This window comes from Streptomyces sp. HD (assembly GCF_028369295.1).
Classification (GTDB): domain Bacteria; phylum Actinomycetota; class Actinomycetes; order Streptomycetales; family Streptomycetaceae; genus Streptomyces.
This window is the reverse complement of sequence record NZ_JAQMYP010000017.1, coordinates 13,479-25,078: the sequence shown is the minus strand read 5'-3', so window position 1 is coordinate 25,078 and position 11,600 is coordinate 13,479. Positions and strand designations below refer to the sequence as shown.

Genomic DNA, 11,600 nt, shown 5'->3' with positions numbered 1-11,600 from the left:
CCGTTCAGGACTCGAAGGGGCGCGCCGGCCAGGGTGCCCCCGCCGGGCGGAGCGCGTCGAGTCCGTCGCCGCTGCGCGCGGCGACCAGCGACAGCACGCCCACGACGAGGCAGTTGTTGTGCAGCTCGCCAGCGAGCACTCCCCGGACGAGTTCGTCGACGGGCACGCGCGCGTGCTCCATGTCGGCCTCCTCGTCCTCCACCTCGAAGCGCTCGCCCTCGGCCTCGGACAGGCTGCGGGCGAGGAAGACCCGTACGGCCTCGTCGCAGCCGCCGGGGGTGGTGTAGACGTCGGTCAGCACCCGCCAGTCCTCCGCCTTGACGTGGGCCTCCTCGTACAGCTCGCGCTGGGCGGCGTGCAGCGGGTTCTCACCGGGGATGTCGAGCAGCCCGGCCGGGATCTCCCAGAGCTTGTGCCGCACCGGGTGGCGGTACTGCCTGATGAGCAGGACACGGTCCTCGTCGTCGAGGGCGAGGACGGCCACCGAGCCGGGGTGGACCTGGTAGTCGCGCCCCACCACCGAGCCGTCGGGCATGACCACGTCGTCCGTGCGGACGGAGGTCTTGTTGCCCACGAACGGGGTCTTCGTCGCGCGGATCTCCCACTCCTCCGGGGTGTCCTTGATCGTCATGCCCTGCCCTTCCACACGCTGCAAAAAGAACCCGCCAAACGAAAACCGGGGCGCCAACCTTTGAAGGTTTGCACCCCGGTCACCGTACAACTCTCGTGTTACTTCGAATTCTTGCGCTCGACCGCGGCCTTCACGAGGCCCGCGAACAGCGCGTGCGGGCGCGTCGGGCGCGAGCGCAGCTCGGGGTGGGCCTGGGTGGCCACCAGGTAAGGGTGGACCTCGCGCGGGTACTCCACGTACTCGACGAGCTTGCCGTCGGGCGACGTGCCGGAGAACAGGATGCCCGCCTTCTTCTCCAGCTCCGCGCGGTAGGCGTTGTTGACCTCGTACCGGTGACGGTGGCGCTCCTCGACGTACTCCTTGCCGTCGTACACCTCGCGCACGATGGAGCCCTCGGCCAGCTTGGCCGGGTACATGCCGAGCCGCATGGTGCCGCCCATGTCACCCTCACCGGCGACGATGTCCAGCTGCTCGGCCATGGTGGAGATGACCGGGTGGGAGGTCGCCGGGTCGAACTCGGTGGAGTTGGCGTCCGAGATGTCGGCGAGGTTGCGGGCCGCCTCGATCACGATGCACTGCAGGCCCAGGCACAGGCCGAGCAGCGGGATCTTGTTCTCACGGGCGTACTTGATCGCGCCGACCTTGCCGAGCACACCGCGGTCGCCGAAGCCGCCCGGGATGCAGATGCCGTCCACGTCGGCGAGCTGCTGCTTGGCGCCGGCCGGGGTCTTGCAGTCGTCGGAGGTGACCCACTTGATCTTCACGCGGGCCTTGTTGGCGAAGCCGCCCGCGCGCAGCGCCTCGGTCACCGAGAGGTAGGCGTCGGGCAGGTCGATGTACTTGCCGACCAGCGCGAGGGTGATCTCGTGGTCGGGGTTGTGGACGCGGTCGAGCAGGTCGTCCCAGGTCGTCCAGTCGACATCGCGGAACGGCAGGTCCAGCTTGCGGACGACGTAGGCGTCCAGGCCCTCGCCGTGCACGGTCTTCGGGATGTCGTAGATCGAGCGGGCGTCCGGGCAGGCGACCACGGCGGCCTCGTCGACATCGCACATCAGCGAGATCTTGCGCTTGATCGCGGTGGGCACCTCGCGGTCACAGCGCAGCACGATCGCGTCTGGCTGGATACCGATGTTGCGCAGCGCCGCAACCGAGTGCTGGGTCGGCTTCGTCTTCAGCTCTCCCGAGGGGCCGATGTACGGCAGGAGCGAGATGTGGACGACGAAGACGTTGTCACGACCGACCTCGTGACGGACCTGGCGGACGGTCTCCAGGAACGGCAGCGACTCGATGTCACCGACCGTGCCGCCGACCTCCGTGATCACGACGTCGACCTCGTCCGTCGCCATGCGGCGGATGCGGTGCTTGATCTCGTTGGTGATGTGCGGGATGACCTGCACGGTGTCGCCGAGGTACTCGCCGCGCCGCTCCTTGGCGATCACGGTGTTGTACACCTGGCCGGTGGTGACGTTCGCCGAGCCGTCCAGGTCACGGTCGAGGAACCGCTCGTAGTGGCCGATGTCCAGGTCGGTCTCGGCGCCGTCGTTGGTGACGAACACCTCGCCGTGCTGGAAGGGGTTCATCGTGCCAGGGTCGACATTGAGGTAGGGGTCGAGCTTCTGCATCACGACGCGCAGACCCCGCGCCTTGAGCAGCATGCCGAGGCTGGAGGCCGTCAGGCCCTTGCCGAGCGAGGAGGCGACACCCCCGGTGACGAAGATGTGCTTGGTCGTCGTGGCTGCGTTGGTTCGAAAAGCAGCGGGCGGCATGGCCAAGAGGGGGCTCCCGTGGTCGCGATCTTGAAGTGCGGTTCGGGGGTCTGTACGCCCACCGGTCCACGGGCTACCAGGGTATCAGCGACAGGGACCGATGGCTTCCGGCCACGCTCCGCACATGAGCCGACACGGATCCGCACGCTTCACCGATTTCCCGCGCATCGGTCACCCATTGCTCACCCGTTCGGCCGACCCGGGTTGCCCGGACCGGCACGCAGATCATCTACGTGCGTCGTATCCTGCTCGGACATTCGCTGCCGAGCCCGGCCGGCAACACGGCACCACCCCTCGCCCGTAACCACCGGAACAACGAGAGCTCGTCAGTTCGTTGAGCAGAGATTGTTGAGAAGAGACTGTCGTTTTGCCTCACGGCCGAGACGACTGCTTTGCTTCACGGCTCAACGACGCTTTACAACCACCCCTTGACCGCACTAAGCGAGAGCCCCCTTTCCACACAGGGGGTGACGTGGCCGTTCGACTGGAGTTGCACGTGGCCGGGCGCATCGAAGACTACGCACTCATCGGAGACATGCAGACCGCTGCACTGGTCTGTCGGGACGGCACAGTGGACTGGCTGTGCCTGCCCCGCTTCGACTCGCATGCCATCTTCGCCGGTCTGCTGGGCACGGAGGAACACGGCTTCTGGCGGCTCGGCCCCGCCCACGCCTCCGACGCCCCGCCGCCCACCGCGGCCCGGCGCAGCTACCGCGGCGACTCCCTGATCCTGGAGTCCGAGTGGGACACGCCACGCGGCACGGTCCGGGTGATCGACTTCATGCCCCCGCGTGACGGCGCGCCCCAGCTGATCCGCATCGTCGAGGGCGTCTCGGGCCGGGTGCCGATGCGCTCGACGCTCAGGATGCGCTTCTCGTACGGCCGGGTGGTGCCCTGGGTGCACAAGCACGAGGGCCGTACGGTCGCCGTGGCGGGCCCGGACTCGGTGTGGTTCGACACGGAGGCCGAGACCTACGGCAAGTCGCTGACGACGTACTCGGACTTCACGGTCGCCCCGGGTGAGCGGATCGCGTTCACGATCTCCTGGGAGCCCTCGCACAAGCAGCCGCCGGCGCTGCCCGAGCCGGAGCAGTCGCTGGAGGCGACGGAGGACTTCTGGCGCGAGTGGGTCGAGCACTGTACGTACCACGGCCCCTACCGCGAGGCGGTCATCCGCTCGCTGATCACCCTCAAGGCCCTGACCTACGCCCCGACCGGCGGCATCGTCGCGGCCCCGACGACCTCCCTGCCCGAGGACATCGGCGGCGTCCGCAACTGGGACTACCGCTACACCTGGCTGCGCGACGCGGCCATCACCCTGTCCTCGCTGCTGCGCACCGGCTACCGCGAGGAGGCCCGCGCCTGGCGCGAGTGGCTGCTCAGGGCGGTCGCGGGCGACCCGGAGAACCTCCAGATCATGTACGGCATCGCCGGCGAGCGCGAGCTGGGCGAGGCCGAGCTGGACTGGCTGCCCGGCTACGAGAGCTCCGCGCCGGTGCGGGTCGGCAACGGCGCCGCGCACCAGCTCCAGCTGGACGTGTACGGCGAGGTCACCGAGGCCCTGCACCTGGCGCACATGACGGGCCTGGCCCGCAACGACTACGCCTCGCTGCTCCAGCTCAAGCTGATCCGCTACCTGGAGGACCACTGGGACGAGCCGGACGAGGGCATCTGGGAGGTGCGCGGCCCGCGCCGCCACTTCGTGCACTCCAAGGTGATGGCCTGGGTCGCCGTCGACCGCACCATCAAGCTCATCGAGTCCGGCGACGCGGACGGCCCGCTGGAGCGCTGGCGCGAGCTGCGCGACGACATCCACCGGGACGTGTGTGAGAAGGGCTACGACAAGGAGCGCAACACCTTCACGCAGTCGTACGGCTCGAAGGAACTGGACGCCTCCCTGCTGTTGATCCCGCAGATGGGCTTCCTGCCGCCGGACGACAAGCGCGTCATCGGCACCATCGAGGCGATCCAGCGCGAGCTGTCCACCCCGGACGGCTTCATCCTGCGCTACCCGACGCAGGGCGAGCACGAGGGCGTCGACGGCCTGCCCGGCGACGAGGGTGCCTTCCTGGCCTGCTCGTTCTGGATGGCGGACGACCTGGCGATGATCGGCCGCGTCGACGAGGCCCGCAAGCTGTTCGAGAAGCTGCTGTCGCTGCGCAACGACCTCGGACTGCTGGCCGAGGAGTGGGACCCGGTCCACCAGCGCCAGGTCGGCAACTTCCCGCAGGCCTTCAGCCACGTTCCGCTGATCGACACGGCACTGCGCCTGACGGCGTCCGGGGCGTACGGCGGCTGAACAGGACCGTCGGCCGAAGCCTGCCTACGCTGGGATCCATCAGCCCCTGTACGGAAGGGGGCGCCCCATGGCCTCCCCATCGAAGGCGGGCGCGGCCCTCACCGCGCTGCGCGAGGATCTGGTCGGCGACGTGTTCGCCCCGGGGGATCCGGGCTACGACGAGGCCCGGGCCGTCTTCAACACGATGATCGACCGCAGGCCCGCGGTCATCGCCCAGTGCGTGGACGAGGACGACGTCGTGCGGGCGGTGCGGTTCGGCAGGGAGCTGGACCTCAACATCGCGGTGCGCGGCGGCGGGCACAGTGTGGCGGGCATGGCGCTGAACGACAACGGTCTGGTCGTCGACCTGCGCCATATGCGCGCCGTCGCCGTCGATCCCGCGGCCGAGGCGGTGCGGGTCGCGGGCGGCGCCACGATGAGCGACCTGGACCGCGCCTGCCAGCCGCACGGCCTCGCCACGACCGGCGGCCGGGCTTCCACCACCGGGGTCGGCGGTTTCGTCCTTGGCGGCGGTACGGGCTGGCTTGACCGCTGGTGCGGGCTCGCCGTGGACAATCTACTCGGTGTGGAGCTGGTCACCGCCGACGGCAGCCGGGTTCATGCCAACCCGGACGAGAACCCGGACCTGTTCTGGGCCCTGCACGGGGGCGGCGGCAACTTCGGCGTCGCCACCGCGATCACCCTGAAGCTGCACGAGCTGCCCGACTTCGCCATCGCGATGCTGCTGTACCGGCCGGAGTTCGCGCCGGAGGCCGTCCGCACCTTCCGTGCCGTGATCGAGTCCGGCCCCGACGAGGTGGGCGGCGGCGTCCTGCACTTCACCGGCCCGCCCGAGGAGTTCGTCCCGCCGCCCCTGGTCGGCAACCTGGTGTGCGGCGTGCTCCTGACGTACGCCGGTACCGAGCAGGACATGCGCAAGTACGCCGAGCCGCTGCTGGCGCTGCCGCACGAGGCGGAGATCGTGGGCGCGATGCCGTACGCCGATGTGCAGTGCATGATCGACGATCCGCCCGGGATGCGGCACTACTGGTCGGCGGAGTATCTGACGGGCGCGCCTGACGACTTCGTCGACGTCTACTGCGCGGCCGGGCGGTCCATGCCCGTGCCGACGGGCACCCAGCACGTCCTCATCCCGCAGGGCGGCGCGATAGCCGCCGGGCCGCGCGAGTTCCCGGTGCCCTACCGGGACGCGCTGTGGGCGGTCCATCCCTACGGCATGTGGGAGGACCCGGCGGACGACGAGCGGTGTGTCCGGTGGGTCCGTGACGTCCGCACCGACGTCCGGCCGTGGAGCACCGGCGCGGTCTATCTGAACTTCATCGGCGACGAGGGCGCGGAACGCGTGGTGGCCGGTCTGGGCGCCGAGAACACCCGGCGGCTGGCGGATCTGAAGCGGCGGTACGACCCGGACAACGTCTTCCGCTTCAACCACAACATCAGGCCCGCCTGACGGTCCTGGACTTCAGCCGGCCTGACGGCTCAGGGCTTCAGCCCACCTGACGGCGCAGGACGTCATGGGCCGCGACACGGCGGCCCGGTCAGGCCCGCACGAGCGCCGTCAGCGTCCGCTCCCCGCCCGGATCGCCCGCCGTCGCCGGGACGAGGGCGATCTCGTCGAGCCCGGCCTCGGCGTACTCCTCGGCACGCGCGCGTACGGCGTCCAGGTCGCCCACCAGGCCGACCGTGCCCGCCGCCGCGGCGGGCAGCGCCCGCACCAGCGTGCCGGAGTCGGCACCGGTACGGGCCAGTTCGACGGCCTCCCCGAATCCGGCCGCCTCGAACATGTCGCTGTAGCCCGGCACGGTCAGATACCCGGCGATGCTCCGCAGGACCTGCGCGAGGGAGTCCGGGTGCACCGACACCGCCACCGGCCCGGCCGTCAACGCCTCCCGTTCGGTGTCCCGCCCGATCGCCGCGGCGAGGACGAAGGAGTCCCAGGTCGGCCCCTCCCCCGCCCACACCTCGCGGTACCCGAGCCGATCGGCGACCACAGCCACCCGCAACGGCTCCTCGACCGGACTGTCGTCCTCCCGTGCCACGGCGACCACGCTGAAGTCCATGCGGGCGCCGCTACCCCGCCGCACGCGCGGTAACCGGGTCCTCCTCCCGCTCGGCCGAGTCCTCCAGCACGATCCGCCCGATGACGTCGTACCGCTCCGGCCGCCGGGCCCTCAGATAAAGCCCCAGCCCGAGTCCCCCGACGAAGACCAGCCCCACGATCCACGGGATGGCCTTGAAGAACAGCGAGCCGGCCGCCGTACCGGCGGCGGTGTCCAGGTTGGTCACCAGCAGCCCCACGACCGCGAGCATCCCGATGCCGCCGAGCAGGGGGGCGGTGAAGGTGCGGAACCAGTGGCGGTCCTCGGGGTGGTTCCTGCGGAAGTAGCCGATGACCGCGAAGGAGCACAGGGTCTGCACGACGAGGATCGCCATCGTGCCGAGGATCGCCAGCAGTGTGTAGAGGTGGACGTAGGGGTCCTGCCCGGTCAGCCAGAAGGCGCCGACGAGCCCGACCGCGATCACCGACTGCGCGAACGACGCGATGTACGGCGACCCGTGCCGGGCATGCGTCCGGCCGAGCGCCGGATGAAGGAAGCCCTCGCGGCCGACGGCGTACAGATAGCGCGCCGCGCACTGGTGGAAGGCCATTCCGCAGGCGAACGAGCCGGTGATCAGCAGCCACTGGAAGGCGTCGACCGCCCAGGCGCCGATGTAGGTGTGGGCCGGGTGGAAGAACAGGTCGAGCGGGCTGGTGCCGGAGGAGATCTGCACGGAACCCTTGAGGCCGTTGCCGGCGATGGTCATCCACGAGACGTAGATGTAGAAGATCCCGACGCCGATCACCGAGATGAGCGTCGCGCGCGGGATGACCCGCTTGGGGTCGCGGGACTCCTCGCCGTACATCGCCGTCGACTCGAAGCCGACCCACGACCAGAAGGCGAAGAACAGACCGAGACCGGCGGAGGCTCCGGTGAAGGAGTTCCTGGGGTCGACGGGCTCGACGGGGATGCCGTCCGGGCCGCCGCCGTGCAGCAGTACGGCCGTGGCGACCGCGAAGAGGACCGCGATCTCGGCGATGAGCATCACGCCGAGGGCCTTCGCGGTGAGGTTGATGTCGAAGAAGGCCAGGACCCCGGTGACCAGCAGCATCGCGGCGGCGTAGAGGATCCAGGGCAGGTCGAGGCCGAGCTGGTCGTGGACCGTCGTCTGCGCGAAGTAGGAGAAGACGCCGACGATGGACGCCTCGAAGACGACGTACGCCAGTACGGCGAGCATCCCGGACGCCATGCCGGTGATCCGGCCGAGCCCGTGCGAGATGTAGCCGTAGAAGGCGCCCGCGGCGGTGATACGGCGGGCCATCGCGACATAGCCGACGGAGAACACCGTCAGCACGAGCGTCGCGAAGAGATAGCCGGCGGGCGCGCCCGTGCCGTTGCCGAAGCCGACCGCGATGGGCAGGTTGCCGGTCATCGCGGTGATCGGCGCGGCGGTGGCGACGGCCATGAAGACGACGCCCACCAGGCCCACGGAGTTCGCCTTGAGCCGGTGTACCTCCCGCGCGGGTGTTTTTGTCATTCCATCCCTCTCAAGGTGCCTTCGCAACGAAATCCGAAGGTGAAAGCTCGTCCGGCTTCGGATACGCCAGTGTGGCGGCGGGGTGACGTATGCCACAACAGGCAGGGCGCCGTTGATCGTCTCCGTGACCGCCTGGCTATGTCGGGGAAGCGGGCGCGCGGGTAGCGTCCGGTTCATGGACAGCGGTACGGGCGGTACGGGCAGCGGCAAGGACGGCAGGGACGGCGGTACCGGTGGCGGATTCGGCACCCACGGCGCCGGCATCACCGTGCGGCGGGCGCTGGAGCTGCCCGGGCTGCGCAGCGGGCTCCCCGAGATTCTCGCGGGGGCCGACCGGCTGGGGCGGTCCGTGCGCTGGGTGCACGCGGGCGAGGTGCCCCACATCGCCTCCCTGCTCAAGGGCGGGGAACTGCTGCTGACCACGGGCTACGGCCTCGGCACCCGCCCGGCCGACCAGCGTGCGTTCGTGCGCACCCTGGCCGAGCGCGGCATCGCGGCCCTCGTCGTCGAGCTCGGCCCGCGTTTCACGCGGCTGCCCGCCGCGCTGGTCGACACGGCCCGTACGGCTGGTCTGCCGCTGGTCCAGCTGCATCGCGAGGTGCCCTTCGTGACGGTCACCGAGGAGATCCACACGGAGATCGTCAACGGCCACTACGCGCTGCTGCAACGGGCGGAGGAGGTGCACCGCCGGTGCACGGAAGCACTGCTCGGCGGCGGTGGTGTGCCCCAAGTGCTGGGCATCCTGGCCGACTTCAGCGACAACCCGGTCTTCCTGGAGACGACGGACGGCCGGCTGCTGTACGCCGCCGGGGCCGGCCCCGAGGGCGCGGATCCGTTGCAGGTGTGGGAGGGGCTGCGGGGGCAGCACAGGGACGCGCCGCCGCCCGCCGGGTCGGTGCTGGTGGACGTTCCGGGCGGCGGCGCCGGGGCGGGTTCGGTGCGGGCACGGCTCGTGCTGCTGCCCGTGCGGAGCCCGCTCACGCCCGTGCATCGCATCGCCGCCGAGCGGGCCGCGGGCATCCTGGCCGTGGTGCTGATGCAGGCCCGGCAGGAGGAGGAGCTGGCGGCACGCGGGCGTGGCGACTTCCTGACCGACCTCGCGGAGGGCCGTGTCTGCGCCGAGGACGCCCCGGCGCAGGCGCGCGTGCTGGGCTTCAAGCCGGGTGACAGCCCGCTGCTGCCGGTCGTGATGCGGCTCGGGGACGTGTTGTCGCCGGGCGGCGGCTGGGCGGTGCTGGCGCGCGCGGTCGCCGAGGAGCTGGCGTCCGTGGGAGTTCCGGTGCTGCTGGGCGTACGGCCCGTCGAGGGGCGCGTCCCCCTGCTGCTGGGCCTGCGTTCGGAGTCGGAGCGGTCGGCGGTCGCGGACCGGGTCGCGGCAGCGCTGCGGGCGGGTGTGGAGCGGGCCGGGATCCAGCGGCCGGGGACGCCGCCACCGGTCGTGGTCGTCGGGGTGGCCGGCGGCTGGGCCGCGGCCTCGGCGAGCCTGCGGCACGCGGCGGAGACGGCAACGGCGGCACAGGGACTGCCGGACCGCCCCTGGTACGACGCCCGGCGCCTGGACATCGACCTGCTGCTGTGGCGCCTGCGCGACCATCCCGACCTTGCGGCCTTCGTGGACCGCGCGATCGGCCCGCTCCGCGACCACGACCACCGCTCCCGGCCGCCCCTGCTGCCCACCCTGGAGACGTACTTGGCGCATGCGGGCCGCAAGGCGGAGACGGCCCGCGAGCTCCACCTCAACCGCCAGACCCTCTACAACCGCCTCGCCCGCATCGGCGAGTTGCTCGGCACGGACCTCGACGACCCGCAGACGGTGCTGGCGTTGAGCCTGGCACTACGGGCGCGGCGGCACGTGTCCTAGGACCTCTCCGGTGGCCTAGATCATGGGCTGCGGCTGCGTCAACTCGTCGTAGACACTCAGCACCTGGGCGACGGTCTCGTCCTCGGTCGGCCAGGTGGCCACCTGCCGCACGCCCCGCTCCTTGAGAAGCTCCTGCCGTTCCGGATCGCCGAGCAGCCGTACGACGGCGTCGGCGAGCGCCTTCGCGTTGCCGTACGGGACGAGTTCGGCGGCGTCGCCGACGAGTTCCGCCATGCCGCCGACATCGGTGGCGACGAGCGGCACGCGTGCGTGCAGCGCCTCCTGGGCCAGCACGGACCGCGACTCCCAACTGCTGGACAGAAGCGCGATGTCGGCGGCGGCGAGCAGTTCGGTGACGTCGTCACGCCGCCCGATGAGCCGCACCGGCAGCCCTTCGTCCTCGATACGGCGCTGCAGATCGGCCCGCAGCGTCCCCTCCCCCGCGATCACGACCAACGGCACCGGATCGAGCCGCCGCCACGCGCACGAGGCGTCCAGCAGTACGTCGTATCCGCGATGGCGCTCCAGTGAGCCGACGGCGATCAGCAACGGGCGCCCGGTGGCGCCGAGTTCGGCACGGACCTTGGGCCGCAGCCGGTCGGGGTCGTCGTGCGTGACGGCACGGCGGGGCACGGGCAGCGCGACGGCGGCCAGACGCGCGTCCCGCGCGCCGGTCCGGCGGGCCCGGTCGACCAGGGCCGAGGTGGACCCGAGCACGACGGAGGCGGCCTTGACGACCCGCCGCTCCAACAGCCGTACGAGATGGGCGCGGGCGCCCTCGGCGTGGGCCCGGTCGTGCCAGGTGACGACGAGCGGAGTACGCCGTCCGCTCAGCGCGAGCACGGCACGGAAGGAGGCGTGCAGCCCGTGCGCGTGCACCAGGTCGGCGTCCGCGCACGCGGCCCGCAGGGCGGCCACCGAGCCGGGGTCGCTGCTGCGCGGCACGTGCACGTGTTCGGCACCGGCGCCCGTGAAGTCATAGAGGTGATCGGCCTCGACGGGGGCGCACACGGTGACCCGCACGCCTCGCGCGACCAGCCCCGAGGCCAGCGATCGCACATGCGCACTACTGCCGGCGTTGCCGCCGCCCAGCACCTGCACGGTGCGCAGCGACGACTGGCCGTGCGGTGAGTGGCTGCTCACGGGGGTCACGTGGCCGGGGCTCCTGGGTTTTGGGTCGGGCGGTCACGAAGAAAGTACAGAAGGATCGGGCGGAGGGGGTGTACCGCGAGGATCCCTACGCATGCGACGTGTTTACGCCAAGGATGCCAGCACGTACGGGTGTTCCGGGACCGCCGGGTGGACGGCGACCGGTCGACACGGCGAGCCGAGTCACCTGCATGGGTGAGGAAGCCCACGTTCCACCCGAACACACACACGTGGCGTACGCCCCGCCGGACAACGCGATTCAATGCGCCGGGCTGGGATCGACGGCGGACACATGCCCCGGTCCGACGTGGCGCTTCA

Annotated in this window: 8 protein-coding genes; 3 read left to right on the top strand and 5 right to left on the bottom strand. The window is 70.9% G+C overall.

Features of this window, described 5'->3' with window-relative positions:
* Window positions 1-4: 4 nt before the first annotated feature.
* Together POF73_RS18085 and POF73_RS18080 are read right to left on the bottom strand one after the other, a co-directional pair.
* Window positions 5-631, bottom strand: a complete 627-nt coding sequence (locus tag POF73_RS18085; protein WP_272116433.1) for an NUDIX domain-containing protein — start codon at window positions 629-631, stop codon at window positions 5-7.
* Window positions 632-729: 98 nt separating this feature from the next.
* Complete coding sequence (locus POF73_RS18080) at window positions 730-2,397, bottom strand: CTP synthase (RefSeq protein ID WP_272116711.1); 1,668 nt, start codon at window positions 2,395-2,397, stop codon at window positions 730-732.
* Between the two features lie 496 nt (window positions 2,398-2,893).
* On the opposite strand from POF73_RS18080, the gene POF73_RS18075 reads away from it, so the two are divergent.
* Window positions 2,894-4,696: a glycoside hydrolase family 15 protein gene (locus tag POF73_RS18075; protein ID WP_272116709.1), complete on the top strand. Its 1,803-nt coding sequence runs from the start codon at window positions 2,894-2,896 to the stop codon at window positions 4,694-4,696.
* A gap of 67 nt (window positions 4,697-4,763) precedes the next feature.
* Window positions 4,764-6,146 (top strand): FAD-binding oxidoreductase, encoded by a 1,383-nt coding sequence (locus POF73_RS18070; protein WP_272116431.1) that lies wholly within the window; start codon window positions 4,764-4,766, stop codon window positions 6,144-6,146.
* 88 nt (window positions 6,147-6,234) lie between these two features.
* On the opposite strand, the gene POF73_RS18065 is transcribed toward POF73_RS18070, so the two are convergent.
* Together POF73_RS18065 and POF73_RS18060 are read right to left on the bottom strand one after the other, a co-directional pair.
* Entirely contained in the window at window positions 6,235-6,756 is a 522-nt protein-coding gene (locus tag POF73_RS18065; protein ID WP_272116429.1) for an LLM class flavin-dependent oxidoreductase, read from the bottom strand.
* A 10-nt stretch (window positions 6,757-6,766) separates the two neighbouring features.
* Window positions 6,767-8,272 (bottom strand): APC family permease, encoded by a 1,506-nt coding sequence (locus tag POF73_RS18060; RefSeq protein ID WP_272116427.1) that lies wholly within the window; start codon window positions 8,270-8,272, stop codon window positions 6,767-6,769.
* Between the two features lie 175 nt (window positions 8,273-8,447).
* Here POF73_RS18060 and POF73_RS18055 point away from each other — a divergent pair, with 175 nt between their 5' ends.
* Window positions 8,448-10,133 carry a PucR family transcriptional regulator gene (locus POF73_RS18055; protein WP_272116425.1) on the top strand — a complete coding sequence of 562 codons (1,686 nt, stop codon included), beginning with the start codon at window positions 8,448-8,450 and terminating at the stop codon, window positions 10,131-10,133.
* Between the two features lie 15 nt (window positions 10,134-10,148).
* Here POF73_RS18055 and POF73_RS18050 read toward each other — a convergent pair whose 3' ends face one another.
* The gene (locus POF73_RS18050; protein ID WP_272116423.1) at window positions 10,149-11,285 is read right to left on the bottom strand and encodes a glycosyltransferase family 4 protein; all 1,137 of its coding nucleotides are present in this window, start codon (window positions 11,283-11,285) and stop codon (window positions 10,149-10,151) included.
* Window positions 11,286-11,600: the final 315 nt, after the last annotated feature.

What these genes read in the sequence shown, in the direction of transcription:
- POF73_RS18080 (WP_272116711.1), bottom strand. Translation starts at nt 2,397, where the DNA reads ATGCCGCCCGCTGCTTTTCGAACCAACGCAGCCACGACGACCAAGCAC.
- POF73_RS18055 (WP_272116425.1), top strand. Translation starts at nt 8,448, where the DNA reads ATGGACAGCGGTACGGGCGGTACGGGCAGCGGCAAGGACGGCAGGGAC.
- POF73_RS18085 (WP_272116433.1), bottom strand. Translation starts at nt 631, where the DNA reads ATGACGATCAAGGACACCCCGGAGGAGTGGGAGATCCGCGCGACGAAG.
- POF73_RS18070 (WP_272116431.1), top strand. Translation starts at nt 4,764, where the DNA reads ATGGCCTCCCCATCGAAGGCGGGCGCGGCCCTCACCGCGCTGCGCGAG.
- POF73_RS18060 (WP_272116427.1), bottom strand. Translation starts at nt 8,272, where the DNA reads ATGACAAAAACACCCGCGCGGGAGGTACACCGGCTCAAGGCGAACTCC.
- POF73_RS18065 (WP_272116429.1), bottom strand. Translation starts at nt 6,756, where the DNA reads ATGGACTTCAGCGTGGTCGCCGTGGCACGGGAGGACGACAGTCCGGTC.